The organism is uncultured Sphingomonas sp., from assembly GCF_913776855.1.
GTDB lineage: Bacteria > Pseudomonadota > Alphaproteobacteria > Sphingomonadales > Sphingomonadaceae > Sphingomonas.
Window position 1 is genome coordinate 62,769 of record NZ_CAJYQD010000039.1, and the last position, 26,081, is coordinate 88,849.

The 26,081-nt window shown below is 66.4% G+C and carries 25 protein-coding genes; 12 read left to right on the top strand and 13 right to left on the bottom strand.

The features are described 5' to 3' along the window. Window position 1: 1 nt before the first annotated feature. The 9 genes from QZ755_RS12085 to QZ755_RS12125 all read right to left on the bottom strand — a co-directional run bounded on the left by QZ755_RS12085 (window position 2) and on the right by QZ755_RS12125 (window position 10,866). A complete protein-coding gene (locus QZ755_RS12085; RefSeq protein WP_294323152.1) occupies window positions 2-1,012 on the bottom strand; it encodes a glycosyltransferase family 4 protein in 1,011 nt (336 codons plus the stop codon). Further along, window positions 1,012-2,571 (bottom strand): alpha-amylase family glycosyl hydrolase, encoded by a 1,560-nt coding sequence (locus tag QZ755_RS12090; protein WP_294323153.1) that lies wholly within the window; start codon window positions 2,569-2,571, stop codon window positions 1,012-1,014. Before QZ755_RS12090 ends, QZ755_RS12085 begins: the two co-directional genes overlap by 1 nt. Before the next feature lie 35 nt (window positions 2,572-2,606). After that, entirely contained in the window at window positions 2,607-4,697 is a 2,091-nt protein-coding gene (locus QZ755_RS12095) for an acetyl/propionyl/methylcrotonyl-CoA carboxylase subunit alpha (protein ID WP_294323338.1), read from the bottom strand. A gap of 38 nt (window positions 4,698-4,735) precedes the next feature. Then, window positions 4,736-5,110, bottom strand: a complete 375-nt coding sequence (locus QZ755_RS12100; protein ID WP_294323156.1) for a lysozyme inhibitor LprI family protein — start codon at window positions 5,108-5,110, stop codon at window positions 4,736-4,738. After that, complete coding sequence (gene bioB / locus QZ755_RS12105) at window positions 5,101-6,132, bottom strand: biotin synthase BioB (RefSeq protein ID WP_294323343.1); 1,032 nt, start codon at window positions 6,130-6,132, stop codon at window positions 5,101-5,103. Before bioB ends, QZ755_RS12100 begins: the two co-directional genes overlap by 10 nt. A gap of 5 nt (window positions 6,133-6,137) precedes the next feature. Beyond that, window positions 6,138-8,267, bottom strand: coding sequence for a methylmalonyl-CoA mutase (gene scpA / locus QZ755_RS12110; protein WP_294323157.1), 2,130 nt, complete (start codon window positions 8,265-8,267; stop codon window positions 6,138-6,140). A gap of 48 nt (window positions 8,268-8,315) precedes the next feature. Beyond that, complete coding sequence (locus tag QZ755_RS12115; RefSeq protein ID WP_294323159.1) at window positions 8,316-9,092, bottom strand: enoyl-CoA hydratase-related protein; 777 nt, start codon at window positions 9,090-9,092, stop codon at window positions 8,316-8,318. A 129-nt stretch (window positions 9,093-9,221) separates the two neighbouring features. Then, the gene (locus QZ755_RS12120) at window positions 9,222-10,217 is read right to left on the bottom strand and encodes an RcnB family protein (RefSeq protein WP_294323161.1); all 996 of its coding nucleotides are present in this window, start codon (window positions 10,215-10,217) and stop codon (window positions 9,222-9,224) included. Window positions 10,218-10,323: 106 nt separating this feature from the next. Continuing rightward, on the bottom strand, window positions 10,324-10,866 hold the full coding sequence (locus tag QZ755_RS12125; protein ID WP_294323163.1) for a (2Fe-2S)-binding protein: 543 nt from the start codon (window positions 10,864-10,866) through the stop codon (window positions 10,324-10,326). A 103-nt stretch (window positions 10,867-10,969) separates the two neighbouring features. Here QZ755_RS12125 and QZ755_RS12130 point away from each other — a divergent pair, with 103 nt between their 5' ends. The 5 genes from QZ755_RS12130 (at window position 10,970) to QZ755_RS12150 (ending at window position 15,327) form a co-directional block, all read left to right on the top strand. After that, entirely contained in the window at window positions 10,970-11,767 is a 798-nt protein-coding gene (locus QZ755_RS12130; RefSeq protein WP_294323165.1) for a class III extradiol ring-cleavage dioxygenase, read from the top strand. Window positions 11,768-11,843: 76 nt separating this feature from the next. After that, entirely contained in the window at window positions 11,844-13,370 is a 1,527-nt protein-coding gene (locus QZ755_RS12135; protein ID WP_294323166.1) for an acyl-CoA carboxylase subunit beta, read from the top strand. 17 nt (window positions 13,371-13,387) lie between these two features. Then, complete coding sequence (locus QZ755_RS12140) at window positions 13,388-14,128, top strand: hypothetical protein (protein ID WP_294323168.1); 741 nt, start codon at window positions 13,388-13,390, stop codon at window positions 14,126-14,128. 4 nt (window positions 14,129-14,132) lie between these two features. Further along, complete coding sequence (gene mce, locus QZ755_RS12145) at window positions 14,133-14,546, top strand: methylmalonyl-CoA epimerase (protein WP_294323170.1); 414 nt, start codon at window positions 14,133-14,135, stop codon at window positions 14,544-14,546. 88 nt (window positions 14,547-14,634) lie between these two features. Then, on the top strand, window positions 14,635-15,327 hold the full coding sequence (locus QZ755_RS12150) for a 2OG-Fe(II) oxygenase (protein ID WP_294323172.1): 693 nt from the start codon (window positions 14,635-14,637) through the stop codon (window positions 15,325-15,327). 150 nt (window positions 15,328-15,477) lie between these two features. Here QZ755_RS12150 and QZ755_RS12155 read toward each other — a convergent pair whose 3' ends face one another. Beyond that, complete coding sequence (locus tag QZ755_RS12155; protein WP_294323173.1) at window positions 15,478-16,185, bottom strand: SDR family NAD(P)-dependent oxidoreductase; 708 nt, start codon at window positions 16,183-16,185, stop codon at window positions 15,478-15,480. Next, window positions 16,182-17,642, bottom strand: coding sequence for an amidophosphoribosyltransferase (gene purF / locus QZ755_RS12160; protein WP_294323175.1), 1,461 nt, complete (start codon window positions 17,640-17,642; stop codon window positions 16,182-16,184). Before purF ends, QZ755_RS12155 begins: the two co-directional genes overlap by 4 nt. Window positions 17,643-17,756: 114 nt before the next feature. Between purF and hisI the strand changes: the two genes are divergently transcribed. Together hisI and QZ755_RS12170 are read left to right on the top strand one after the other, a co-directional pair. Beyond that, window positions 17,757-18,116, top strand: coding sequence for a phosphoribosyl-AMP cyclohydrolase (gene hisI, locus QZ755_RS12165; RefSeq protein ID WP_294323177.1), 360 nt, complete (start codon window positions 17,757-17,759; stop codon window positions 18,114-18,116). Continuing rightward, complete coding sequence (locus QZ755_RS12170; RefSeq protein WP_294323178.1) at window positions 18,113-18,586, top strand: hypothetical protein; 474 nt, start codon at window positions 18,113-18,115, stop codon at window positions 18,584-18,586. Before hisI ends, QZ755_RS12170 begins: the two co-directional genes overlap by 4 nt. A gap of 113 nt (window positions 18,587-18,699) precedes the next feature. Here the strand turns inward: QZ755_RS12170 and QZ755_RS12175 are convergent, their stop codons facing one another. Continuing rightward, a complete protein-coding gene (locus QZ755_RS12175) occupies window positions 18,700-20,064 on the bottom strand; it encodes a deoxyribodipyrimidine photo-lyase (protein WP_294323180.1) in 1,365 nt (454 codons plus the stop codon). Window positions 20,065-20,073: 9 nt separating this feature from the next. Further along, window positions 20,074-20,982 carry a histone deacetylase gene (locus QZ755_RS12180; RefSeq protein WP_294323182.1) on the bottom strand — a complete coding sequence of 303 codons (909 nt, stop codon included), beginning with the start codon at window positions 20,980-20,982 and terminating at the stop codon, window positions 20,074-20,076. A gap of 62 nt (window positions 20,983-21,044) precedes the next feature. On the opposite strand from QZ755_RS12180, the gene QZ755_RS12185 reads away from it, so the two are divergent. From QZ755_RS12185 to QZ755_RS12205, 5 genes are all read left to right on the top strand, one after another. Next, complete coding sequence (locus QZ755_RS12185; RefSeq protein ID WP_294323183.1) at window positions 21,045-21,524, top strand: RNA pyrophosphohydrolase; 480 nt, start codon at window positions 21,045-21,047, stop codon at window positions 21,522-21,524. Between the two features lie 64 nt (window positions 21,525-21,588). Next, on the top strand, window positions 21,589-22,485 hold the full coding sequence (locus QZ755_RS12190) for a DUF481 domain-containing protein (protein ID WP_294323185.1): 897 nt from the start codon (window positions 21,589-21,591) through the stop codon (window positions 22,483-22,485). Window positions 22,486-22,544: 59 nt separating this feature from the next. Beyond that, a complete protein-coding gene (locus QZ755_RS12195; protein ID WP_294323187.1) occupies window positions 22,545-23,753 on the top strand; it encodes a hydrolase in 1,209 nt (402 codons plus the stop codon). After that, window positions 23,750-24,760: an arginine N-succinyltransferase gene (locus tag QZ755_RS12200; protein WP_294323189.1), complete on the top strand. Its 1,011-nt coding sequence runs from the start codon at window positions 23,750-23,752 to the stop codon at window positions 24,758-24,760. The genes QZ755_RS12195 and QZ755_RS12200 overlap by 4 nt, the downstream gene beginning before the upstream one ends. After that, complete coding sequence (locus QZ755_RS12205; protein ID WP_294323191.1) at window positions 24,757-26,016, top strand: N-succinylarginine dihydrolase; 1,260 nt, start codon at window positions 24,757-24,759, stop codon at window positions 26,014-26,016. The genes QZ755_RS12200 and QZ755_RS12205 overlap by 4 nt, the downstream gene beginning before the upstream one ends. Window positions 26,017-26,081: the final 65 nt, after the last annotated feature.

Sequence of the window (26,081 nt, forward strand, 5' to 3'; positions counted from 1 at the left end):
TTCATACCGACAGGATCGAAGTGTAGAGCGCGTGATAGCGCTCCGCCATCGCCTCCACCGAAAAGCGTTCGGCGACGATCCGCCGGCAATCCGCCCGATCGATTTCGCCTACCCTGTCGATCGCGGCGATGGCTTCGTCGAGCGTGTTTACGAGAAAGCCGTTAACGCCATCCTCGATCAGTTCGGGCATCGATCCGCGATCATAGGCGATGACCGGCGTCCCGCACGCCATCGCCTCCACCACCGAAAGGCCGAACGGTTCGTCGAACCCGATCAGGTGGAGCAACGCCCGCGCCCCGCCCAGCAAATCCGTCCTGGCCTTGCCGCCGACCGCGCCGTGATAGACGATGCGGTCGCCGTCGATATGTGGTTCGACGTCCTCGCGCCAATAGCGGTCGTCCTGCACGATGCCGGCCATGTGCAGGCGGCGGCCACTGGCGTCCGCGGCGGCGATTGCCTCCGCCGCGCCCTTGTCCGGGTGCATCCGGCCAAAGAACAGCAGGTCGTCGCTGCCCTCGGCATCGAACGGGAAATCGTCCAGCGGGATGCCGTGATGGATCGTCGCGGCATAGCGCAGCGACGGGTGCCGGTCGGCATCGCTGATCGCGACATACTGCACCCGGTCCTGATAGGGCGCATACATCGGCAGGATGCGGTCGGACGAAAAGCCATGGATCGTCGTCACCATCGGCGTGTCGACCAGGCCCGAAAAAGCATGGGCCGGGAAATCCGCCTGGTTATGGATCAGGTCGAACTCGCCCGCGCGTTCGAACACATGGGCGAGATGGGCGAACTCCCACACCTTCGCATCGATCGACGGGTCCTCGCTATAAGGCGCCGGCACCACTCCGGCGAGGGTCGCGGCGGTGATGCTGTCCTGCGTCGCGAACAGCGTGACATCGACCCCGCGCGCGACCAGTGCCTCGGTCAACAGGCTGGTGACCAGCTCCCACGGACCATAGTGGCGCGGCGGCGTGCGCCACGCGATCGGGGCAATCATCGCGATACGCATCAGGATACTTTCAGGATCAGCCCCTCGGCGGGGCGCAGATGGTGGGGATCGCCGGCATCGGCATGGGTCGACAGGATGACCTGTCCGGCCTCGACCATGATTACGGCGGGTCGGTCGCCAAGGTTCAGGACGATGCGATAGGCACCGCGGCGATAGGTCAGGACGTCGCCTTCCGCCCGTACGTCATCGATCGGCCCGGTTGACAGCGCCGACGTCGCGCGTCGGAATGCCAGCAGCCGGCGATAGAAGCCGAGCATCGATGCCGGATCCCCCGCCTGCGCCGCGACGTTCAGCGACAGGTGCGCCGGGTCGATCGGCAGCCACGCATCGCCGGTGGTGAAGCCGCCCTGCGCCGTCCATGGCAGCGGCGTACGCACCGGGTCGCGGCCCAGCCCCAGGCCGGGTTCGCGCAACTCGCGCGGGTCCTGTACCTTCTCCGACGGCACCTGCGCATCGGTCAGACCCAGTTCGTCGCCCTGATACAGCGTCGGCGTACCGCGCAGCGTCAGCAGCAGCATCGCCGCCACCCTTGCCTGCGCGTGGCCGACGCGGGTGGCGATGCGCGGGCGGTCATGGTTGCCCAGCACCCAGTTGGGCCAGCCACCCTCCGGCAACGCCGCCTCATATTCCACGATCCGCGCGGCCAGTTCGGCGGCGTCCCACTTCGCCTCGATCAGCTGGAAATTGAACGGCAGGTGGACGCCGGGTGCCTCTGCCGTACCGTAATAGGTCATGAGCTTCGGGATGGGCAGATAGATCTCACCGACCAGCACCGCGCCGAACTCGTCCGCCTGTCGCCGCATCGCGGTGCCGATGGCGTGGACCTCGGGCTGGTCGGTCGAGTTGAGCTGCAACACGCGGTGCATGTCGCCCATGTCTTCGCGGAAATCCGGATTGGGCGGATTGTCGGGAAAGTCGGCGTGTTTGACCATGTGCCATTGCACGTCGATACGGAACCCGTCGACGCCGCGATCGAACCAGAAGCGCATCGCCGCCAGCATCGCCGCCTGCACGTCCGGATTGCGCCAGTTCAGGTCGGGCTGTTCGGGCAGGAAGGCACGCGAATAATATTGGCCGGTCGCGGGATCGAACGTCCAGGCCGGCCCGCCGAAATCGCTGATCCAGTTGTTTGGCGGCCCGCCGTCCGGGGCAGGATCGCGCCAGATATACCAGTCGCGCTTGGGATTATCGCGCGACGAGCGGCTTTCGACAAACCACGGATGGCGATCCGAACTATGGTTCGGCACGAAATCGAGCAGAACGCGGATGCCGGCGGCATGGGCCTTTGCCAGCAGCGCATCGAAATCGGCCAGCGTGCCAAAGCGCGGATCGATGCCCGTATAGTCCGCCACGTCATAACCGAAATCGGCCATGGGTGACGGATAGATCGGCGAAATCCAGATGGCGTCGATCCCCAGATCGACCAGATAGTCGATGCGGTCGGCAATGCCGTTCAGGTCACCGATCCCGTCTCCGTCGCTGTCGGCGAAGGAGCGCGGATAGATTTGATAGATGGTGGCGGCCTGCCACCATGGTTGCGCGGATGAAACGATCGTCACGCACCGACAAGCCGCCAGCGGGCAAAGGGTTCCGCCTATTCGAACTCCATGATGACCGCATCGACCGCGAGGCTGTCGCCGGCGGCATGGGCGATGCGAGCAACGGTGCCGGGGCGTTCGGCGCGCAGGATGTTCTCCATCTTCATCGCCTCGACCACCGCCAGCGGTTGCCCGGCCTCGACCTTCTGCCCCTCGGCCACCTCGACGCGGGTCAGCAGGCCGGGCATCGGGCACAGCAGGAAGCGCGACAGGTCGGGCGGGACCTTTTCGATCATATGCTGCGTCAGCGCGGCGACATGCGGCGGCAGGACACGGACGCTATGGGTCGCGCCGCGTGCGGTCAGTTTCCACCCGCCGACAGTGCGCGCGACGCGAACGGCAAGTTCGTGGCCATCGATCCGTGCGACCACCACCCGCTGCGACGGACGCCAGTGCATCACGACATCGAGCGGCGCGTCGCCATCGATATTGACCAGCAGCCCGCCTTCATGGCCATCCACGCAAATCTCGAAGCGATGGTCGCCGATGGTGACGATCCGTTCGGTGGAGGGTGCCGGGCGCGTACCCAGTTGCCCGTCGATCGCGCGGACACGCCGCGACTGTTCGAGGTCGATCAGCACCGCGACCGCCGCCAGTTGCCGCAGCAGCACCGTGTCGGCCGCCGCGCCGTGGAAGCCGTCGGGATATTCCTCGGCAATGAAGCCGGTGGTCAGCGCCCCTTCGCGGAAGCGGGGGTGCTGCATGATCGCCGACAGGAAATCGATATTGTTGCCGACGCCCGCCAGTTCGAACCGGTCGAGCGCGGCGACCTGCGCATCGATCGCCGCCTCCCGCGTCGGTGACCAGGTGATGAGCTTGGCGATCATCGGGTCGTAGAACATGCTGACCTCGCCGCCCTCGACCACGCCGTCGTCGACGCGGGTGCGTGCCTCGGCCGTCACCCCAGCGAAGGCTGGGGTATCTCCGTTGGAGAGCGCATCCAATCCACCGGAAGACCCCAGCCTGCGCTGGGGTGACGGATCGGGCTGCCGGGGAGGATTGTACCGGGTCAGGCGCCCGGTGCTGGGCAGGAAGCCGCGATAGGGGTCTTCGGCATAGACCCGGTTCTCGATCGCCCAGCCGGTCAGCTTCACCTCGTCCTGCGTAAAGGCGAGCGGCTCGCCCGCCGCCACGCGCAGCATCTGTTCGACCAGATCGAGGCCCGTAATCTCCTCCGTCACCGGGTGTTCGACCTGCAGCCGGGTATTCATTTCGAGGAAGTAGAAGCTTTCCCCCGTCACGTCCGCGCCGGAGACGATCAGTTCGACCGTGCCGGCGCTGTAATAGCCGACCGCTCGGGCAAGGGCGACCGCCTGTTCGCCCATCGCCTTGCGCATTGCGGGCGTGACGAACGGCGATGGCGCTTCCTCGACCACCTTCTGGTGGCGGCGCTGGATCGAGCATTCGCGCTCGCCCAGATAGACGATGTTGCCATGCTGGTCGCCCAGCACCTGGATTTCGATATGGCGCGGGCTTTCGATGAATTTTTCGATGAACACGCGATCGTCGCCAAAGCTGGCCAGCCCCTCGCGCTTGGTCGCCTCGAAGCCCTCGCGGACGTCCTGTTCGCTCCACGCGAGGCGCATCCCCTTGCCGCCGCCGCCGGCCGATGCCTTCATCATCACCGGATACCCGATATCGGTCGCGATCCGCACCGCCTGCTCGGTATCGGCGATCTCGCCCAGGAAGCCGGGCACGACGTTGACCCCGGCTCCTCGCGCCAGCTTCTTCGATTCGATCTTGTCGCCCATCGCGGCGATGGCGGCGGGCGGCGGACCGACAAAGGCGATGCCCGCATCGGCACAGGCCCGCGCGAAGCTCTCCCGCTCCGACAGGAAGCCGTAGCCGGGATGGATGCAGTCGGCCCCGGTCGCCTTCGCGGCGGCGAGGATCAGTTCGGGGACGAGATAGCTTTGCGCAGCGGGAGCCGGCCCCAGCCGGACGCTTTCGTCGGCCATCATCACATGCGGCGCACGCGCGTCGGCATCGGAATAGACCGCGACGGTAGCGATCCCCATCCGCTTGGCGGTGCGCATCACCCGGCAGGCAATCTCGCCGCGATTGGCGACCAGAATCTTCTTGAACACGTCACTCTCCCGTCCGCCCCGTGTGTTCGGAGTCAGCATCAATTCCGGTGCAGTTCGGCCAACAGCCGCGTCCGTTCGTTCGTCATCCGCTCCATGCAGGAAAAGCGGGCCAGTGGCTGCGCGCTGCCGCCGCCATAGACCCCGCCCTCCCAAACGCATTGCGTATCGCGCAGTTTCAGCCATGCCCGCTGGCTTGCCAGCGCGGCGGCGGCAAAGCCGAAACCGCCCCCGCGTGACGTGTCGTTGGCATCGCGTGCCTTCATCGCGGCATAGGTCGCGCGCCATTCGCGCGTCATCGCGGCGTCCGACACCTGCCAGCTACGTTCGGCGCAGGCATTGGCCAGCGCCTGTGTCGGCGCCTTGCCGCAATTGCCGCCGACGGCATCGGCAAGGACCAGCAGGCTCAGCAGCACCCGCCCTTCCGCATCGGTTCCTCGGCAACCATCGGCGTCATGCCCAGCTTCGCCAGCAGCGCGGCATCTGCATCGTCGCCGGCATTGCCGGTCGTCAGCAGCCGGTCGCCGGTGAAGATGGAATTGGCACCGGCCATGAAGCACATCGCCTGCGTCGCATCCGACATGCTTTCACGACCGGCCGACAGGCGGACCATGCTCAGCGGCATGGTGATGCGCGCGACGGCAACGGTCCGGACGAATTCGATATCGTCGATCTTGGCCAGCGGGGTATCGGCCAACATGTTGCCCAACACCGTGCCCTCGACCGGCACCAACGCATTGACCGGCACACTTTCGGGATGGCGCGGCAGGGTGGCGAGCGCGTGGACGAAGCCGACGCGATCGGCGCGCGTCTCCCCCAGCCCGACGATGCCACCGCTACACACGTTGATCCCGGCTGCGCGGACATGCGCCAGCGTATCGATCCGATCCTCGAACGAGCGGGTCGAGATGATGTTGGCGTAGTTTTCGGGCGAGGTGTCGATGTTATGGTTATAGTAATCCAGCCCTGCCGCCGCCAGACGCTGTGCCTGATCGGGCGTCAGCATCCCCAGCGTCATGCAGGTTTCCATGCCCATCGCACGAACGCCTTCGACCATGGCGATGACCGCGTCCATGTCGCGGTCCTTGGGGTTGCGCCATGCCGCGCCCATGCAGAAACGCTGCGACCCGGCCGCCTTCGCCTCGGCGGCGGAAGCCAGCACCGCCTGCACCTCCATCAGCTTTTCGGCCTTCAGCGGCGTATCGGCGCTGGCCGACTGCGAGCAATAGCCGCAATCCTCCGGGCAGCCGCCGGTCTTGATCGACAGCAAGGTGCAGAGCTGCACCTGCCCCACAGCATGATGCGCGCGGTGGACGGTCTGGGCACGGTACATAAGTTCGTCGAACGGCAGGTCGAACAGGTCGGCGATTTCCGCGCGGCTCCAATCGGTGCGCACCACCCCCGTTTCCAGCGCCGGGGCAGCTTCGACAGACGCAATCACATTCATTCCACAGTCTCTCCAACCGGCGGCAGGTTGTGGCCGAGCAGTTTCAGCACCTCTGCCGCCGCATGGACTAGGTTGGTGCCCGGTCCGAAAATAGCCGCCACCCCGGCATCGCGGAGCAGCGCATAATCCTGTGGCGGGATCACCCCGCCGGCAATGACGCGAATATCGCTACGACCGGCATCCGCCAAGCACCCGATGAGTTCGGGGATCAGCGTATTGTGCCCGGCGGCAAGGCTGGAGGCGCCGACGACATCGACACCCTCGGCAATCGCCAGCTGCGCGGTTTCCTGCGGCGTCTGGAACAGCGGGCCGGACACGATGTCGAACCCCAGATCGGCAAAGGCGCTGGCGACGACGTTCGCGCCGCGATCATGGCCGTCCTGCCCCATCTTGGCGACCAGCATCCGGGGCTTGCGCCCCATGCGGCGTTCGACCGCCGCGACGCCCTCGCCCGCGCGCAGCCAGCCGTCATCATCGGCATGGGCCGGGCCATAGATGCCCTTGACCGGGGTCACCGACACCGCGTGGCGGCCGAAGGCAACCTCCATCGCCGCCGACATTTCGCCCAGCGTTGCCCGCGCACGGGCGGCGGCGACGCATAGCGCCAGCAGGTTGCCATCGCCCCGCGCGCCGTCCTGCAACGCAGTCAGCGCAGCCTGGGTCGCGGCTTCGTCCCGTTCCGCCTTCACCTGGTCGATACGGCGGATCTGGTCGGCGCGGACCTTGGCATTGTCGATCGAGAGGATGTCGATCGGATCCTCTTCCGCCAGCCGGTATTTGTTGACGCCGACGATGACGTCCTCGGCCCGGTCGACGCGCGCCTGCCGGGCGGCGGCGGCACGTTCGATATGCTCCTTGGGCAAGCCCGAATTCACGGCGTCGATCATGCCGCCCGCCGCCTCGACCTCCTCGATCAGCGCCCATGCCTTGTCGGCCAGTTCCTTCGTCAGCGCCTCGACATAATAGCTGCCACCCAAAGGATCGACGACATGGGTCATGCCCGTTTCTTCCTGAAGGATCAGCTGCGTATTGCGCGCGATCCGGGCGGAGAAATCGGTCGGCAGCGCGACGGCTTCGTCGAGCGAGTTGGTGTGGAGCGACTGGGTGCCGCCGAAAGTCGCCGCCATCGCTTCGACCGTCGTGCGGATGACGTTGTTGTACGGGTCCTGTTCGGTCAGCGAGACGCCGCTGGTCTGGCAGTGCGTGCGGAGCGTCTGGCTGCGCGGTGAACCGCCGAAATCGGCAATGATCCGGCTCCACAGCGTGCGCGCGGCGCGCAGCTTCGCGATTTCCATGAAGAAGTTCATGCCGATGCCGAAGAAAAAGGACAGCCGCCCGGCAAAGGCATCGATGTCCAGCCCACGCGCCATCGCCGCACGGACATAGGCCATGCCGTCGGCTAGCGTGAACGCCAGTTCCTGCACCGCCGTCGCCCCGGCTTCATGCATGTGATAGCCGCTGATCGAGATGCTGTTGAAGCGCGGCATATGCTCGGCGGTATAGGCGATGATGTCCGATACGATCCGCATCGATGGCTCGGGCGGATAGATATAGGTGTTGCGGACCATGAACTCCTTGAGGATGTCGTTCTGGATCGTGCCCGACAGCTTGTCCGGGCCGACGCCCTGTTCCTCCGCCGCGACGATGTAGAAGGCGAGGCAGGGCAGCACCGCGCCATTCATCGTCATGCTGACCGACATGGTGTCGAGCGGGATGCCGTCGAACAGGATCTTCATGTCGTCGATCGTATCGATCGCCACCCCGGCCTTGCCTACATCCCCCGCGACCCGCGGATGGTCGCTGTCGTAACCGCGATGGGTGGCGAGATCGAAGGCGACCGACAGCCCCTTCTGCCCCGCCGCCAGGTTGCGCCGGTAGAAGGCGTTCGATTCCTCGGCGGTCGAGAAGCCGGCATATTGGCGGATGGTCCATGGCCGCCCGGCATACATCGACGCCTTCACCCCGCGTGTAAACGGCGCGAAGCCCGGCAGCCCCGGATCGGGCGCGTCGGCGGCGGTGTAGAGCGGCTTTACCACGATCCCTTCCGGCGTGGTCCAGTTCAGGTCGGCGTCCTTCACTTCGCGCGCGGCGAGGTTCTGCCAATCGTCGAGGGTCGGGCCGGTCATCGCAAGGTCCCTATCGCCGGACGGGGGCGCAAGTCGAGGCAGGTCATGTCAGGCTCCGGTAAAACGGGGAGTACGCTTGGTGAGGAAGGCGGTGCCACCTTCGACGGCATCGCTGGTCGCGCGGGCGGTGCGCTGGGCCTCCGCCTCGCGCGCCATCGCAGCGGGATAGTCATGGTCGAGGGCGTAGGCGAGATTGGCGCGCATCAGGCCCAGCGCTACGGTCGGCCCGGCCGCCAGCCGCCGGGCGAGCGCCAGCGCTTCGTCATCGAGGCGCTCACCATCGATCACGGCATGGACCATGCCCCAGTCGAGCGCGGTGGCGGCGGGCACTCGTTCGCCGAGCATCATCATCCGCGCGGCACGGGCACGACCGATCAGGCGGGGCAGCATCCAGCTGGCCCCGCCATCGGGGACGAGGCCAATATTGACGAACGCCTGCAGGAAATAGGCGTCCTCCGCCGCTACGCAGAAATCGGCGGCGAGCGCGAGGCTGCACCCGATTCCTGCCGCCGCGCCGCGCACCGCACTGACGACCGGTACGGGCAGGTCGGCGATCGCCTGTAGCGTCGGGTTATAGTGGTTGGTGAGCGCGGTATGGGTCATGGCCGGCGCGTCGTCGCCGCTCAGCGCCGCCATGACGTCGGCGCCCGAGCAGAAGGCGCGCCCTACCCCGGTCAGTAAAACTGCGCGCGCACCGTCGAGGTTCGCCAACGCATCGCGGATCGCATCGAACATCGCGGGCGGCGCAGCGTTCAGCCGGTCGGGCCGGTCGAGCGTGATGCGCAGCACGTCGCCGTCGCGCGTCACCTGAATATCGCCTGCCATCGAATCGCTCTCCCGTATCTTTTGATACGGTTTGCGGAAAGGACGCGGCGATTGCCAGCCCAAACGCCAGCCGACAAAACGCGCGGCGGAGTTGCCCCCGCCGCGCCCGCCTTTGCCGTAGCGACAGGCTTACCAGAAAATATCGTACTCGACGTCCACGACCTGGCCCGAACGGACGTCCACCAGCAGCGCGTCGTTGTAATAGCGGACCCAGCGATACGGCCCCCACACTTCGGGCAGGCGATAGGAATAGGGATCGTTGATCCAGTAGTTCGACCCGAACAGGAACGAATTGAGCCTCACGCCCACACCGAACCGGCGATAACCGTAGTTCCAGCCCGACGGCGCATAATAGCGCGGCAGACGGTACAGGCCGCGGTTCTGCTGGCGATAGCGGTTCCAGTCGTAACGGTCGTCGCGTCGCCAGCCGCGATCCCACTGGCCGCCGCGTTCCCACCGGTTGCCCCGATCCCAGTCGCGGTCGCCTCGGTTCCAGTCGTTCCGGTCCCATCCGCGATCGCGGGTATCGCGATCCCAGCCGCCATTCTGCTGTTCGCGGCGCCATTGTTCGCGACGCCACTGATCCCGGCGATCGCGCTCCAGCTGGCCACGGCCATCGGTGCGCGGCCAGTCGCGGCGCAGCGCCTCGCGGTCGATCTGCCCCTGCGCGTCGCGCGGCGGGGTGCGGAAATCGCGGTCGGGGCGTGGTGCCGGCGAAGGCTCCGGCCGCCAGCCGCGATCCCCGCCGCGATTGCCCTGCTGCCAGTCGCGGCGCAGCGCCTCGCGGTCGACCTGCCCATCGGCGTCACGCGGCGGGCGCGGCCGGTCGAAGCCACCGCGGTCGCCCCGATCGCCGCGATCCTGCCAGCGGGGGCCATCGCCGCCGCGCTGCGGTTCGTTGCGCTGCTGCTCGATGCGCGGGCGTTCGGGGCGTGGCTGCGGCGCCTCGACGCGGACGTCGTTGCGGAATTCGGCGCGGGCGCCCGGCGTCTCGCCACCGGGCGAGCGTTCGATCCGCTCGCGCCCGCCGCGCGGTCCGCGAAACTCCGGTTCGGCCTGGGCCATGGCCGCCGTCGGGACCAGCGCCGACACGCTCAAAAGGGCCAACAGGAAACGGCTCTTCATTGTCTGCCTCCACCGCCGGATGTCGCCGGCTACGATGGATGCGGTTTATTACGGTTGCGATCAACCGTCGCTGAATGGCGGTGACAGCGAATTGAAAGAATACGGATCACTTGTCCGGCGGGGTCAGTGCCGGCGTTTCGCGCGCGGCCTCCGCCCGGTCGATGCCGGGGCGCGGCGGCGGCGCCAACGTCGCATCGCCGCGCGCAGCGGCCGCCGCCTGTCGCACCGCGTCGATCAGTCGCGGATAAATGCCGCAGCGGCACAGATGGTTGAGCGCGGCGGCGATCTCCGCCTCGCCGGGGTTCCGATTCTGCCGCAGCAGCGCAACCGTCGCCATGACGAAGCCGGGGATGCAGAAGCCGCATTGGACGACCTGCGCCGCGAGGAACGCAGCCTGCACCGGATGGCTGCGATCGCGCGCCAGCCCCTCGATCGTGGTGACGAAGGTGCCCTCCAGGCTGCCGATCGTCACTTGGCACGACTTTACCGCGCGCCCGTCGATATCGACGGTACAGGCGCCGCAATGGCCGGTGCCGCAACCATATTTGGTGCCGGTCAGGTTGGACACATCGCGCAACGCCCACAGCAGCGGCGTTTCCGGGTCGAGCCGATATTCCTGCGGCAGGTTGTTGACGGTGAAGCGGCTCATGCGGGCGACCTTGTAGGGGCTTGGCCCCCGCGACGCCAAGTCGAAACGCGTCGTTTCCGTCGACGGCCTTGAGTCCGGCGGATCGGCGCGCGACCTTTGGCACATGACCCTACCCACCCTGTTCGTGCCGCATGGCGGCGGCCCCTGCTTCTTCCTGAACCCCGGCGCAGCGCCTGACCCGATGTGGCGGCCGATGCAGGCCTATCTGGCCGGGCTGATCGATGCGCTGCCCGAACGGCCGCGCGCGATCCTGATGATTTCCGGCCATTGGGAGGCGGATCGGCCGACTGTCCATGTCGGCGGGCGTCCGTCGCTATTGTTCGATTATTACGGCTTTCCCGAGCACACCTATCAGTTGCGCTGGGATGCCGCCGGCGCGCCGGATGTGGCGCGGCGGGCGGCAGCGTTGCTCGAAGGCGCAGGATTCGCGACGGCGGAGGAAGCCGAGCGCGGCTGGGACCACGGCGTGTTCATCCCGATGATGGTCGCGGTACCGGGCGCCGACATCCCGCTGGTCCAGCTGTCGCTCGACCGCTCGCTCGATCCCGTCGCGCATATCGCGATGGGCCGGGCGTTGGCACCGCTGCGCGACGAAGAGGTGCTGATCGTCGGGTCGGGCATGAGCTTCCATAATCTCCGCGCCCGCGGGCCGTCGGTGACGCCGATCGCGGACGATTGGGATGTCGCACTGACCGCCGCCGTCACCGATCCGGACCCAGCGAAGCGGGCCGAACGCGTAGCTGCATGGGAGCGGCTCCCGCACGCCCGCTTCGCGCATCCGGAGGCCGAGCATCTGCTGCCGCTGATGGTCGCCCTTGGCGCGGGAGGCGACGATATTGCCGTCCGCGACTATCGCGACGTGGTCATGGGTTGGGTCGTATCGGGCTATCGCTTCGGGTGACGCAAGAATATTGCGCTCCTCCCCTTCCTGCTGGCACAAGGGCGGAAACGCCCGACCAACGGGCCAAGGAGAGACGATGCTCGAAGCACTCGAAGCGCTGGAGAAGCGTCGCGCGGCGGCCCGCGCGGGCGGCGGCGAAAAGCGCGTCGCGGCACAACATGCCAAGGGCAAGCTGACCGCGCGTGAACGGTTGGACGTGTTCCTCGACGAAGGTTCGTTCGAGGAACTCGACATGTATGTCGAACATAACTGCGTCGATTTCGGGATGCCGGAGCAGGTCGTTCCGGGTGACGGCGTGGTGACGGGATCGGGCACCGTCAACGGGCGTCTGGTCTATGTGTTCAGCCAAGACTTTACCGTGTTCGGTGGTTCGCTGTCGGAACGCCATGCGCAGAAGATCTGCAAGATCATGGACATGGCGATGAAGGTCGGCGCGCCGGTCATCGGGCTGAACGATTCGGGCGGCGCGCGCATCCAGGAGGGCGTCGCGTCGCTCGGCGGCTATGCCGAGGTGTTCCAGCGGAACGTGCTGGCATCGGGCGTCGTGCCGCAGTTGTCGCTCATCATGGGGCCGTGCGCGGGTGGCGCGGTCTATTCGCCGGCCATGACCGACTTCATCTTCATGGTGAAGGATTCGAGCTACATGTTCGTGACCGGCCCCGACGTGGTGAAGACGGTGACCAACGAGGTCGTGACCCAGGAGGAACTGGGCGGCGCGATCACCCATACCACCAAGTCGTCGGTCGCCGATTGCGCGTTCGAGAACGACATCGAGGCGCTGCTGGCGGCGCGCGATTTCGTCGACTTCCTGCCCGCCAACAATCGGACGGGCGTGCCGGCGCGACCGAGCGACGATCCGTGGGACCGGATCGAACCCAGCCTCGACACGCTGATCCCGCCCAGCGCCAACCAGCCATACGACATGCACGAGCTGATCGTGCGAACACTGGACGATGGCGACTTCTTCGAACTGCAGCCGGCCCATGCGGGCAACATCATCATCGGCTTCGGCCGGATCGAGGGACGCACGGTCGGCGTCGTCGCCAACCAGCCAATGGTGCTGGCCGGGTGTCTCGACATCAATTCGTCGAAGAAAGCGGCGCGGTTCGTGCGCTTCTGCGATGCGTTCGAGATTCCGATCGTGACGTTCGTCGACGTGCCGGGCTTCCTGCCGGGCGTGGGGCAAGAGCATTCGGGCATCATCAAGCATGGCGCGAAACTGCTGTTCGCCTATGCCGAGGCGACCGTGCCCAAGATCACGGTCATCACGCGGAAAGCCTATGGCGGCGCCTATGACGTGATGGCGTCGAAGCATCTGCGCGGCGACCTCAACTACGCCTGGCCGACCGCCGAGATCGCGGTGATGGGTGCCAAGGGCGCCGTTGAGATCATCTTCCGGTCGAAGGACCCGGCCGAAGTCGCGGCGCGCACGGCCGAATATGAAGCGCGCTTCGCCAACCCGTTCGTGGCGGCGAGCAAGGGGTTCATCGACGAGGTGATCCTGCCCCATTCCACCCGGCGGCGGGTGGCGCTGGGCCTCAGGAAACTCAGGAACAAGAAGCTCGAGAACCCGTGGAAGAAGCACGACAATATTCCGTTGTGAGCATGAAGGCCTGATCAATGCGTAAGCTGCTGGTCGCACTCGCGTTCGTCGTGCTGGGCGTGGTTGCGGTGCTAGGCTGGATGCGACCGCGCGATGCGCCGGCCCCGCCTCCGGTCGCGGCAACGCCGACGCCCTCCCCCACCCCTGTCCTGTCGGCGCAGGCACGGCTGGCGGCGGCGGTGGCGGTTGCGTTCAAGGATGGGCGGGCGCGGACCGACGAGGGTAGGCAGCGCTATACGTTCGATGCCGACAAGCTGGTCGATACGCCGTTCGGACCGGTGCTGATCAGCGAAGGGTCGGTGGTCGACCCCGGCCATGTCAGCGCGGGGCGGATCGACATCGCCTATCTGCGCCCGGAGGGGACTGGCTTCGCCTTGGTCCGCAATTACCCGGCGGCGGCGATCGCCGGCAGTTTCGGGCGGTTGAGCAGCTGGCAGGTCGATGAGCGGTTCGCCGATATGCCGACGCTGCGCACCGAAGGCGGGTTTACCGGACAGGGCATCACCTGTTCGGCGGTCGTGCTGACAGAACTGCGCCCCACCGGCCCGGTCGAAATGGCGCAAGTGCCGATCGGCGTCGACAATACCGGTTCCGGCCTGCCCGGTGCCGATGATTCGGTCGAGGGCAGTTTCACCGACATTCGCCGCAACCAGGGCTTTGCCGTCCGCTATTCGGGCAGCAAGGCATTCACCGACCGCTGGGAGCGCAGGGGCGACCGCTATGTCCTGACCGGTCCCAGCCAAGTACCGGAGTGCTGATCGCATGACCCTTGGCCGATTGAACCATGTCGGCGTCGCGACGCCCTCCATCGAAACGTCGATCGCGATGTATCGTGACCTGCTGGGCGCGGAGGCGATCGGTGTGCCGTTCGACCTGCCCACGCAAGGGGTGAAGGTCTGCTTCATCGATGCGCCCAACACGCAGGTCGAGCTTATCGAGCCATATGACGATGCCTCGCCGATCGCCGGGTTCCTGGCGAAGAACCCGGCGGGAGGGCAGCATCATCTGTGCTTCGAGGTGGCGGACATCGATGCCGCCGTCGCCGAGCTGACGGCGAAAGGCGCGCGGGTGCTGGGGCAGCCACGGATCGGGGCCCATGGTACGCCGATCGTGTTCGTCCATCCCCATGACATGGGCGGGGTGCTGATCGAACTGATGGAGACGCCGGAGCATTGACCCGCCACCGTCCGGGCGCGGGCCGGAATGGCGTACCGGACGCTGCGTCCCCTCGACACCTCCGCCCCTATCTGATTGAACGCAGTCCATGAATGCACCTGTCCGTAAAGCACCCGGTGGCCCCTCCCCCGTCCGGGCCGAATGGGGTCGGTCGGTGGAAGCGACGCTTTCCGCCGTTCCCGGTATCCGCCGCGCCAAGACCGATGGGGCGGTGCTGTTCGCGCTGACCGATTTCCTGTCGGAGGACGAGTGCGACATGCTGATGGCGACGATAGATGCCGGTCGCCGCAAATCGACGCTGCTGACCGCGACCAACGATCCCAATTTCCGCACCAGCGACAGTTGCGACCTCGACCGGTGGCACCCGCTGTTGCAACCGATCGACGAGAAGATCGCCCACCTGCTGGGCATTCCGCCCGAACATGGCGAGACGATGCAGGGGCAGCGCTATGCACCGGGGCAACAATTCCGCGCGCATAACGACTATTTCAACGAGAACGAACCCTATTGGGCGTCGATGGCGGTACAGGGCGGGCAGCGGACCTGGACGGCGATGGTCTATCTGAACGAGGTCGAGCAGGGCGGCGCGACATGGTTTCCGCAGGCTGGCGTCCGGTTCAATCCGCGGCCGGGGATGCTGGTCGCGTGGAACAACATGCTGGCCGATGGCAGCCCCAACCAGGCGACCCTGCACGAGGGGATGGCCGTGGTCGAGGGGACCAAATACATCATCACCAAATGGTTTCGCGAACGGCCATGGACCCCGACGATCGAGCCGTGATGGCGGCCAAAGTTCACGAAGTTCACACTTGCCGCGGTTTCGCGACGGCGGCGGTTCGGCAGCGAACGGTGCCTCACTGTGCCAAGCATCACGACGTCACCCCTGCGGAGGCTGGGGTGACGTTTGTCCTCCGGCTATCGCGGTTCACCGTCAGTCGACGCGGATGCGCGTGCCCGTATCGAACCCGTCGGCCATCAGTTTCACGATCGCATCGGCGACGCGCTCGGGCGGCTTCACCGATTGCGGGTCTTCGCCGGGATAGGCCCGCTCGCGCATCTTCGTGCGGGTCGCCCCCGGATCGACGATCGCGGTGCGGACCGGCGAGATATTCGCCATCTCCAGCCCGTAGCTCGCGATGATATTGTCGAACGCCGCCTTCGACGCGCCGTACATGCCCCAATAGGCACGCGGCGCCGCCCCGACCGAGGAGGTGACGCCGACCACCCGGCCCGTCCGCGCGAGGCGCAGCATCGGCGAGAAGGCGGCGATCAGCGCGGCGTTGGCGGTGACGTTGAGCGCCATCACCTTCTCGAATTCCTTGAAATCGAACGCTGGCACCGGTCCCAGCGTGCCGAGCGCCCCGGCGTTGAGCACCAGCATGTCCAGCGCGCGCCAGCGCTCGGCAATCGCCGAGACCAGCTGCGGGATGGCGCTGCGGTCATACAGGTCGATCGGCGCGATGGTGGCCGAACCGCCCGCCGCGTAGATCGCATCCTCGACCTCCTCCAGACCGCCGGGCGTGCGTGCGGTCAGGATGATGTGCGCGCCCTCCGCCGCCAGCGCGACGGCGGTGGCGGCACCGATCCCCCGGCTGGCGCCCGTGACGAGCGCCAGCTGCCCCTTCAGCGCCGAGCTCATCCGACCCGTTCGGCCAGGACCGCGAACTGATCGACCGAGGTCGTCTCATCCTGATCGGTGAGCGGCGTCGGATAGTCGCCGGTGAAGCAGGCGTCGCAATATTTCGGGCGGACGGCGGTGCGGTTCGCTTCGCCGAGCGCGCGGTACAGCCCGTCGATCGAGATGAAGGCGAGGCTGTCGGCCTGGATATAATCCGTCATGCCGCCCAGGTCGTACTTGGCGGCCAGCAGCTTGGCGCGCTCAGGCGTGTCGACACCGTAGAAGCACGAGTGGCGCGTCGGGGGCGATGCGATACGCATATGCACCTCTGCCGCGCCGGCATCGCGCATCATCTGCACGATCTTCAGCGAGGTCGTACCGCGCACGATCGAATCGTCGACCAGCACGATGCGCTTCCCCTCGATCAGCTTGCGGTTGGCGTTGTGCTTCAGCTTCACGCCCAGATGGCGAACCTTGTCGCCCGGCTGGATGAAGGTGCGCCCGACATAGTGCGAGCGGATGATGCCCAGCTCGAACGGAATGCCCGATGCCTGGGCATAACCGATCGCCGCCGGCACGCCCGAATCGGGCACGGGGATGACCAGATCGGCCTCGACCGCATTTTCCTGCGCCAGTTCGGCGCCGATCGCCTTGCGCACCGAATAGACCGAACGGTCCTCGCTGATCGAGTCGGGGCGCGAGAAATAGACCCATTCGAAGATGCACGGGCGCGGGGAGAGCGGCGCGAACGGGCGGATCGAACGCAGCTCGCCATTCTTGACGATGACCAGCTCGCCGGGTTCGACCTCGCGGACGAACTCCGCACCCACCACGTCGAGCGCGACGGTTTCCGAGGCGAAGATATAGGCGCCGTCGCCAAGCTTGCCCATCACCAGCGGGCGGATGCCGAGCGGATCACGGCACGCGATCATGCCCTCGGGCGTCATGCAGATTAGCGAATAGGCGCCTTCGACCTGCTTCAGCGCATCAATAAACCGGTCGAGCAGCGTCCGATAGTTGGACGTCGCGACCAGATGGATGATGACTTCGGTGTCGCTGGTCGACTGGAAGATCGATCCGGTGCGGACCAGATCCTTGCGCAGTCGCATGGCGTTCGAAAGATTGCCGTTATGCGCCACCGCGAACCCGCCCGACGCCAGTTCGGCATAGAGCGGCTGGATGTTGCGGTTCGACGTCTCGCCGGTGGTCGAATAGCGGACATGGCCACAGGCGGTAGCGCCGGGGAGCGATTCGATCACCTCCGGCCGGTCGAAATTGCCCGCGACATGGCCCTGCGCCCGCTGGGTATGGAACATTGCCCCGTCCCAGCTGCAGATGCCGGCCGCTTCCTGGCCCCGATGCTGGAGCGCATGAAGGCCGAGCGCCACGAGCGCCGCAGCGCCGTCCGCGCCGGAAACACCGAAGATGCCGCATTCTTCACGCAGCTTGTCGTCGTCGAATGGATGGGTGGTGAACATAGGCCCTTCCGGGGATAAGCGTGTCACGCGGCTGCCATATAGGTAGCCTGAATCGATTTGTCGCCCTTTGATCGTCGATTGCGGCGGAACCATGATCGGCGATAGGGGTTGCGCATGACTTCGCGCGATACCGGCCTGACCCTGAATCCCAAATTCGACGCCGACGGGCTGCTGACCGCGGTGTGCGTCGATGCCGCTACGGCCGAACCGTTGATGGTCGCGCATATGAATGCCGATGCGTTCAAGCTGACGATCGAAACGGGCGAGGCGACCTTCTGGTCGCGCAGCCGGCAGGCGATCTGGAAGAAGGGCGAGACGTCGGGCAACGTGCTGCGCGTGGTCGAGGTGCGGATCGATTGCGATCAGGACGCGCTGTGGGTGCGCTGCGTGCCCGCTGGACCGGCGTGCCATACCGGGGCGCAGAGCTGTTTCTTTCGCCGGATCGAGGGCGATCGGCTGGTGCCGGTGGCATGAGGGGCTGGGCGGCGGCCCTGCTGTTGCTGGCAGGCTGTTCGCAAGGGACCGTGGCCCCCTCCGAGACTCGGGGCGCCGCGCTGGAACAGGCGGCGATCGCGCGGGGCGTGGTGCGCGATGCATCGACCGCAGAGCCGGTCGGGCTGTATGCGCGTGAGGGCGACAGGCTCTGCGTTGCGGGCCAGCGGATCGGGGCGTTCGTCGACTATGGTGAGGCGAACGGATGCAGCGCGCAGGGACGGTTCGTGCGCGAGGGCGAGCGGTTGCGAGTGGATTTCGGCAGGGGCTGTACGTTCGATGCGGGATTCGATGGCGATGCGGTACGCTTTCCGGGGGCGTTGCCGGCCGGGTGCGAGGCGGCATGTCGCGGGCGGGCGTCGCTGTCGGGGCTGCGGTTCGACCGGTTGAGCGAGAGCGCTTCGGAGGCCGCGGCGTTGCGTGACCCGGCCGGGCGGGGGTTGTGCGGTTAGGTATCGGCTCCCCTCCCCACGCACGTCATCCCAGCGAAGGCTGGGATCTTCTGCTTGGCTGGCGATCCATACTGCAACAGGGAGGCCCCAGCCTTCGCTGGGGCGACAGCTGGTCAAATCCCCCGTGCCGCCGCCAACGCGCGTTCGCGTGCCTCGCGGTGGTCGATGATCTTGGCCGGATAGCCCTTCGGCCGGCACCCCGCCGCCTCCGGGTCGTGGATCGCCGCGTCCGACAGCTTCGCCAGTTCGGGCACCCAGCGGCGGATATAGTCGGCGGCGTCGAACTTTTCCGACTGGGTGAGCGGCGCCATGATCCGCCCGAACATGTTCGAATCGACGCCGGTGCCGGCCACCCATTGCCAGTTGACCGCATTATTGCCGAAATCGGCATCGACCAGACAGTCCCAATACCAGCGCTCGCCCTCACGCCAGTCGATCAGCAGATGCTTGATGAGGAAGGACGCGGCGATCATCCGCACGCGGTTGTGCATCCAGCCGACCTGCCACAACTGGCGCATCCCGGCATCGACGATCGGATAGCCGGTGCGGCCCTGCTGCCATGCCTTCAGGTCTCGCTTCGCGCCTGCGTCGCTGCGCCATTTCAGCTTGTCGTAGCGCGGGCGGCCATTGGCGTCGGCATAATCGGGCATCGACAGGATGACCCCGCTGGCGAAGTCGCGCCACGCCAACTCCTTGCGATAGGTGGTCAGGCTGTCGCCCTGCCCGTCCAGCGCCGCCCAGATCTGGCGCGGGGAGATTTCGCCGTGGTGGATGTGTGGCGACAGGTTGGAGCTGCCGTCGATCGAGGGCAGGTTGCGGGCCGTGTCATAATCGGCAAGCCGGTCCGCGAAGGATTTCAGCGCCTTGTGTGCGCCGTCCTCGCCCGGCTGCCACGCTTTGCCGAACGCGGTCGACCAGTCGGGCTTGGTCGGGAGCAGGTCCCAGTCGGCGAGCTTATCGGATTTCGGCCATTGGGACGGCGACGGGATCGCGCGCGGCAGGGGCGCCGGGTCCTCGGGCGGCAGCATCTGGTTCAGCGCCTTCCAGAAAGACGAATAGATTTTGAACATGCCGCCTGAACCGGTGCGGACATGCTCCGGCGGACGCAGGTGGTTGCCGTCGTGGAGGGTGAGCGTGTCGCCCAACGCCTCCTGTGCCTTTACCCACCATGGTTCGTAATGGCGCATGGCGTGGATACAGGTCGCGCCGGTTTCCTTCATCAGCCTGCGCAGTTCGGCAACCGCCTCACCCCGGCGCAGGATCAGGCGCGAGTCCTTTGCCCGTAGCGATTCGTCGAACGAGGCGAGGCTATGGTGCAGCCACCAGCGTTGCGCGCCACCGATCGCCCAGTCGCCGGGCGAGGTGTCGTCGAGGATATAGACCGGGATCACCGCGCCCTCTTCGATCGCGGCACGGAGGGCGGGCTGGTCGCGCAGGCGGAGGTCCTGTCGGAGCCAGAGAAGGACGGGATTACTCATCGCGTGACGTTACGCTTGCGCGACGATCCCGGTTCCCTCCGCAACCGCGACGATCGAGGCGACATGGCGGCGCGACACTTCGAGCAGGTCGCCATAGCCGCCGCCCAGCGCGCTGGCGATCGGGAGGCCGCGTGTCCGGGCCAGTTGCCCGATCCAGCGGTCGCGTGCGTTCAGCCCCGCCTGCGTCAACGATAGCCGGCCGAGCCGGTCGTCGGCGAATGGATCGACCCCGGCCTGATACAGCAGCAACGTCGGCGCGAAGCTGTCGATCAGCGGCACCAGGGTCGCCTCCAGCGTCGACAGATATTCGTCGTCCGCCACACCGTCGCTTAAGGGAACGTCGAGCGTCGACACCGCCTTTCGCGCCGGAAAATTCTTGTCGGCATGGATCGAATAGGTCGCGAGGTTCGTGCGCCCGGCAAGCAGCGAGGCAGTGCCGTCGCCCTGATGCACGTCGACATCGACCACGAGGACTCGTTCGCACGTTCCTTCATCGACCAGGCGGTTGGCGGCGATGGCGAGGTCGTTAAACACGCAATAGCCCGCCCCGGTATCGGCCAGTGCGTGGTGGCTGCCCCCGGCGGTATTGGCGGCATAGCCCCGCTCCATCGCGACACGCGCGGCTGCATAGGTGCCGCCGGGTACCGCCTGCGCGCGCAATGCCATTGGCGGGGTGATGGGAAAGCCGATGCGGCGTTCCTTGTGCGGCGGCACGCGGGCCTCGATCACCTCGGCGACATAAGTGTCGTCATGCACCGCCTCGATCCAGGCACGCGGCATGGGATCGCAACCGTGCCAGTCGATCGCCGGCCCCATGTCACGCAGCAGGTCGCGGACAAGGCCGTTCTTGCCCCAACGATAGCGGCTGCCCGGCGGGCTTTCGGCGACATAATCGGGATGGTGGACGACGGGGATCACTCGATCTAGATAAGATGCCGATGCGCCTCGCAAAAGCCATAGGCGCACGATAGGAAGCGGCGATGGACAAGACCACCCTCCCCTATCGCCCCTGTGCCGGCGTCATGCTGCTGAACCGCGACGGAAAGGTGTTCGTCGGCCAACGGCTCGATTCGACGCTGGAGGCGTGGCAGATGCCACAGGGCGGGATCGACGATGGCGAAGCGCCGATCGACGCCGCGATCCGCGAACTGCGCGAAGAGACGGGGGTACAGGCGGACAAGGTGCGGCTGATCGCGGAAAACTCGGCGGAGCTGCTCTACGACCTGCCCGACGACATGATCGGCAAAATCTGGAAGGGGAAATGGCGCGGGCAGCGGCAGCGCTGGTTCCTGTTCGCGTTCGAGGGGACCGACGACGATATTGACATCCGGACGCCCGAGCCGGAGTTCCGCGCATGGCGCTGGGCCGACCCCGCCGACCTGCCGTCGATGATCGTGCCGTTCAAGAAGGTGCTGTACCAACAGGTGCTGGCCGGATTTGCCGCGCATCTGCATCGGTGAAGCGCCTTTTCCGTGCGATGAGGCGTTCAGCCTGTATGCATTCGATCGGCTATAGCGGACGGTGATGCCGAACCCTGCGATCCTCCTGCCGCTTGGCCTGTATTTCGCGGAGCCGCCGCCCGAGCCGGACCTGCCGATCGAAATCCGCACGATGCTGGAAGAGGCGATGGCGTCGGGCAACGACAACGACGTCGCGACGATCGTCCGCTATGCGCGCAAGGCCGCCCCGAAACATTCGCAGAAGATCGCCGAGCTGGCGTCGCACTACACGTTCGAACGCACCGAAAAGACCGAGAAGCGGCTGCGCACCGCGTCGTTCGGCGCGCTGCTGAAGGGCCGCGCCGAGGTCGGCGGATGGGTCAATGGCGGCAATTCCGACAGCCTGGGCGTGACCGCCATCCTCGACCTGTCGCGCGAGGGCTATCGCTGGCGCCACAAGCTGAAGCTGCAGGCCGATTATCAGGAAACCAACAACATCCCGACGCGCGAACATTATCTTGCCGCGTTCGAACCGAACTACAAGGTCGACGACCGGCTCTATATCTACGGCGCCGCGCAGTATGAATCGGACAAGTTCTTCGGCTATTACGACCGTTATTCGGCATCGACCGGGGCGGGCTATACCGTCGTTGCCAAGGGGCCGGTGACGCTCGACCTCGAACTGGGTCCGGCGTTCCGCTATACGTCGTTCACGACGGATAATGTGGAGCGGAACCTGGCGGCGCGCGGGTCGCTCGATTTCGGGTGGCGGATGACGCCGGCGCTGACGCTGCGGCAGAATACCTCGGCCTATCTACAGGACGCTAACAGCACTGTCACCAGCCTGACCGCGGTGGATGCCAAGGTGCTGGGGCCGCTCTCTGCGCGGCTGTCGTACAATATCCAGTATGAAAGCCGGCCGCCGGTCGGGCGGGTCAATGCCGATACCACCGGCCGCGCGTCGCTGGTGTACGCCTTCTAACCCTGTCCGATCGACCGCAAACGGTTCCGTTTGATACCGCATCGCTCTACAACGGTGCGATGGACAGGATGAATGAGGACGAGCGCCGCTCGATCGAGGCGATCGATCAGGCGGCAATGCTCGCGCAGGTCGAACGATGGGTCGCGGTGAACAGCGGTACGCGCAACGTTGCGGGGCTGAATGCGGTGGCCGGGATGCTGGCCGACAGCTTTGCCGCGCTGCCGGGGGAAGTATCGCTGGTCGATCCCGATCCGGTGGAGATGGTCGAACCCGACGGCACGGTCCGCGCGATCGAGCATGGTCGGCACCTGCTGGTGCAGGTTCGGCCGGAGGCGCCGGTGCGGATGCTGTTCACCGGGCATATGGACACGGTGTACGGCGAAACCCACGCGTTCCAGGCGATGCGCTATACCGATGCGAACACGCTGAACGGCCCCGGCGCGGCCGATATGAAGGGCGGGCTGTCGGTCATGCTGGCGGCGCTGAAGGCGCTCGAGGCCGGCGGGATCGGCGATCGCTTCGGTTATGACGTGATGATCAATTCGGACGAGGAAACCGGCAGCTTTTCCTCCGCCCGGCTGATCGACCGGGTGGCGCGGGGCAAGGTCGCGGCGTTCACCTATGAACCCGCGCTCCCCGACGGCACGCTGGCGGGCGCACGCGGCGGGACCGGCAATTTCTCGATCGTCGTCACCGGGCGCAGCGCCCATGCCGGCCGCAATCCGGAGGAAGGCCGCAACGCCATCGTTGCCGCCGCCGACATCGCGCTCAGACTGAACGCGGTGCGTGGCCCGCGGCTGGCGGTCAATCCGGCGCGGATCGATGGCGGCGGGCCGAACAATGTCGTGCCCGACCATGCCGTGTTGCGCGTCAATTTCCGCCCCCACGGCCTGGACGAGATCGAACGCGCCCGGTCGCAGATCGACGCGGCGGTCGCGATGGTCGCCGCCCAGCATAACGTGAAGATCGCGGTGCATGGCAGCTTCAACCGCCCGCCCAAGCCGATCGACGCCGGTGCCGCCAAACTGTTTACGCTGGTGCAAGCGGCCGGCGCCGACCTGTCGATCCCAATCGCGTGGCGCGATACCGGCGGGGTGTGCGACGGCAACAATATCGCGGCGTGCGGCGTGCCGGTGATCGACACGATGGGCGTGCGCGGCGGCGCGATCCATTCGAGCGACGAATATATGATCGTCGACAGCCTGAGCGAACGCGCCCGGCTGTCGGCGCTAAGCATTGCCCGGATTGTGGCACAGGGGGGATTGTGACGTTTCGAATCCGTGCGGCGCGCGAAAGCGACCTGAAATATCTGTACGAAATGGCGAAGCTGACCGGTGGCGGCTTCACCAACCTGCCGCCCGATCGCAACGCGCTGATGACCCGTCTGGAGCGCAGCGCCATGGCGTTCAGCCATGAGGAGGACGCCCCGCGCGACGAGGTGTTCGTGCTGGTGCTGGAGAATATCGACACCGGCGAGGTGCGCGGCACGTGCCAGGTGTTCACCAAGGTCGGGCAGCGCTGGCCCTTCTATTCCTATCGCGTCGCGACGCTGACCAAGCATAGCGAGGCGCTGGGCCGGACCTTCCGCGCCGACATCCTGAACCTCGTCAACGACCTGGAGGGGTCGAGCGAGGTCGGCGGGCTGTTCCTGCATCCGGGCGAGCGCGCCGGCGGGCTGGGGCTGTTGCTCGCGCGGTCGCGCTATCTTTTCATCGCGCGGCATCGCGGGCGCTTTGCCGATCGGGTGCTGGCGGAGTTACGCGGGATCATCGACGAAGCGGGCGGATCACCCTTCTGGGACGGTGTCGCCGGGCGCTTCTTCGGCATGACGTTTCAGGATGCCGACCAGTTCAATGCGATCCATGGCAACCAGTTTATCGCCGACCTGATGCCGCGCCACCCGGTCTATATCGCGATGCTGCCCGAGGCAGCCCGCGGGGTCATCGGCCTGCCCCACCCGACCGGGCGCGCGGCAATGCGGATGCTGGAGAATGAGGGATTTGCCTATGAGAATTACGTCGACATCTTCGACGGCGGGCCGACGATGACCGCGCGCACCGACCAGATCGCGACGATCCGCGACCGGCGCGAATTGCCGGTGTTGGCGATTGGCGAAGGCGGCACGCCGTCCTTGCTGGCGACCGGGCGGCTGGCCGATTTCCGCGCGTGCATGGGCGATGTGACGCTGCGCGACGACGGGATCGTGATCGATGCTGAGGCTGCGCGCGCGCTGGACGTCGCGGTCGGCGATATGGTGTCGCAGGTGGCCCGATGAGCGTGCGCGAGATCAATTTCGACGGGATCATCGGTCCCAGCCATAATTACGCCGGGCTGAGCCATGGTAATCTGGCGGCGACGCGCAACGCGGGTGAGACGTCACGCCCGCGTGCGGCGGCGTTGCAGGGGATCGCCAAAATGCGTGCGAACCTCGCGCTGGGGCTGACCCAGGGCATCCTGCTACCGCATCCGCGCCCGGACCATGGCTGGCTGGAAAGCCTCGCCACCGACTACGCCGGTGCCGCACCGCATCTGCGGGCGCAGGCACTGTCTGCGTCGGCGATGTGGGCGGCCAATGCCGCGACCGTTTCCCCTGCCGCCGACTGTGGCGATGGGCGTTGCCACCTGACCGTCGCGAACCTCGTGACGATGCCGCATCGCAGCCATGAGTGGCCAGCGACGCTGAAGCAGCTGCGCACCGCCTTTGCCAGCGATGCGTTCATGGTGCATGGCCCGGTGCCGGCGCCGTTCGGCGACGAGGGCGCCGCGAACCATATGCGACTGTGCGAGACGCACGACGCAGCGGGTGTCGAGGTCTTCGTGTATGGCGTAAGCGGTGGCCCCTTCCCCGCGCGCCAGCATGTCGAGGCATCATCGGCAATCGCGCGGGCGCATGGGCTGAACCCGGCGGCCACGCTGATGGTGCGGCAGTCCGATGCGGCAATTGCCGCAGGTGCGTTCCACAACGACGTGGTGGCGGTCGCCAACGAACGCGTACTGTTCGCGCATGAACAGGCATTCGAGGACCGCGACGGTTTCTTCGCCGATTTGCGGCGCGCGATCCCCTCGGTCGAAATCGTCGAGGTACCAGCCAACCGGGTGAGCCTGTCCGATGCGATCACCTCCTATCTGTTCAATGCGCAGCTGGTGACACTTCCCAGCGGTGGCGGCATGGCGCTGATCCTGCCGGGCGAAGCGCGCGAGAATGATCGCGTCTGGGGCTGGTTGCAGGAAATGGTAGCCGGCAACGGTCCGATCCGCCAGCTGGAAGTGGTCGATGTGCGCGAATCGATGGCCAATGGTGGCGGCCCGGCCTGTCTGCGGCTGCGCGTCGTGGCCGATCCGGCGACGATCGATCCGCGGTTCCTGGTCGACGATGCCAAACTCGACCGGATCGCGGCGGTGGTCGAAGCGCATTGGCCGGAGCGGATCGCCCCCGCCGATATCGGCGATCCGGTACTGATCGAGCGGATCGAGGGTGCGCGGCGGACACTGCTGGAAACGCTCGACCTTGTCGGATTAATTGACAATTAACCACGAGCCGGGCGGCTGGATCGGCGGAAAACCGCCAATGGTACGTAATTTGCGTGTTTTGCATC

Coding starts and splice junctions, on each gene's coding strand:
- QZ755_RS12085 (WP_294323152.1), bottom strand. CDS start 1,012: ATGCGTATCGCGATGATTGCCCCGATCGCGTGGCGCACGCCGCCGCGC.
- scpA (WP_294323157.1), bottom strand. CDS start 8,267: ATGACCGGCCCGACCCTCGACGATTGGCAGAACCTCGCCGCGCGCGAA.
- QZ755_RS12115 (WP_294323159.1), bottom strand. CDS start 9,092: ATGGCAGGCGATATTCAGGTGACGCGCGACGGCGACGTGCTGCGCATC.
- QZ755_RS12120 (WP_294323161.1), bottom strand. CDS start 10,217: ATGAAGAGCCGTTTCCTGTTGGCCCTTTTGAGCGTGTCGGCGCTGGTC.
- QZ755_RS12125 (WP_294323163.1), bottom strand. CDS start 10,866: ATGAGCCGCTTCACCGTCAACAACCTGCCGCAGGAATATCGGCTCGAC.
- QZ755_RS12130 (WP_294323165.1), top strand. CDS start 10,970: ATGACCCTACCCACCCTGTTCGTGCCGCATGGCGGCGGCCCCTGCTTC.
- QZ755_RS12135 (WP_294323166.1), top strand. CDS start 11,844: ATGCTCGAAGCACTCGAAGCGCTGGAGAAGCGTCGCGCGGCGGCCCGC.
- QZ755_RS12140 (WP_294323168.1), top strand. CDS start 13,388: ATGCGTAAGCTGCTGGTCGCACTCGCGTTCGTCGTGCTGGGCGTGGTT.
- mce (WP_294323170.1), top strand. CDS start 14,133: ATGACCCTTGGCCGATTGAACCATGTCGGCGTCGCGACGCCCTCCATC.
- QZ755_RS12150 (WP_294323172.1), top strand. CDS start 14,635: ATGAATGCACCTGTCCGTAAAGCACCCGGTGGCCCCTCCCCCGTCCGG.
- QZ755_RS12155 (WP_294323173.1), bottom strand. CDS start 16,185: ATGAGCTCGGCGCTGAAGGGGCAGCTGGCGCTCGTCACGGGCGCCAGC.
- purF (WP_294323175.1), bottom strand. CDS start 17,642: ATGTTCACCACCCATCCATTCGACGACGACAAGCTGCGTGAAGAATGC.
- hisI (WP_294323177.1), top strand. CDS start 17,757: ATGACTTCGCGCGATACCGGCCTGACCCTGAATCCCAAATTCGACGCC.
- QZ755_RS12170 (WP_294323178.1), top strand. CDS start 18,113: ATGAGGGGCTGGGCGGCGGCCCTGCTGTTGCTGGCAGGCTGTTCGCAA.
- QZ755_RS12175 (WP_294323180.1), bottom strand. CDS start 20,064: ATGAGTAATCCCGTCCTTCTCTGGCTCCGACAGGACCTCCGCCTGCGC.
- QZ755_RS12185 (WP_294323183.1), top strand. CDS start 21,045: ATGGACAAGACCACCCTCCCCTATCGCCCCTGTGCCGGCGTCATGCTG.
- QZ755_RS12190 (WP_294323185.1), top strand. CDS start 21,589: ATGCCGAACCCTGCGATCCTCCTGCCGCTTGGCCTGTATTTCGCGGAG.
- QZ755_RS12195 (WP_294323187.1), top strand. CDS start 22,545: ATGGACAGGATGAATGAGGACGAGCGCCGCTCGATCGAGGCGATCGAT.
- QZ755_RS12205 (WP_294323191.1), top strand. CDS start 24,757: ATGAGCGTGCGCGAGATCAATTTCGACGGGATCATCGGTCCCAGCCAT.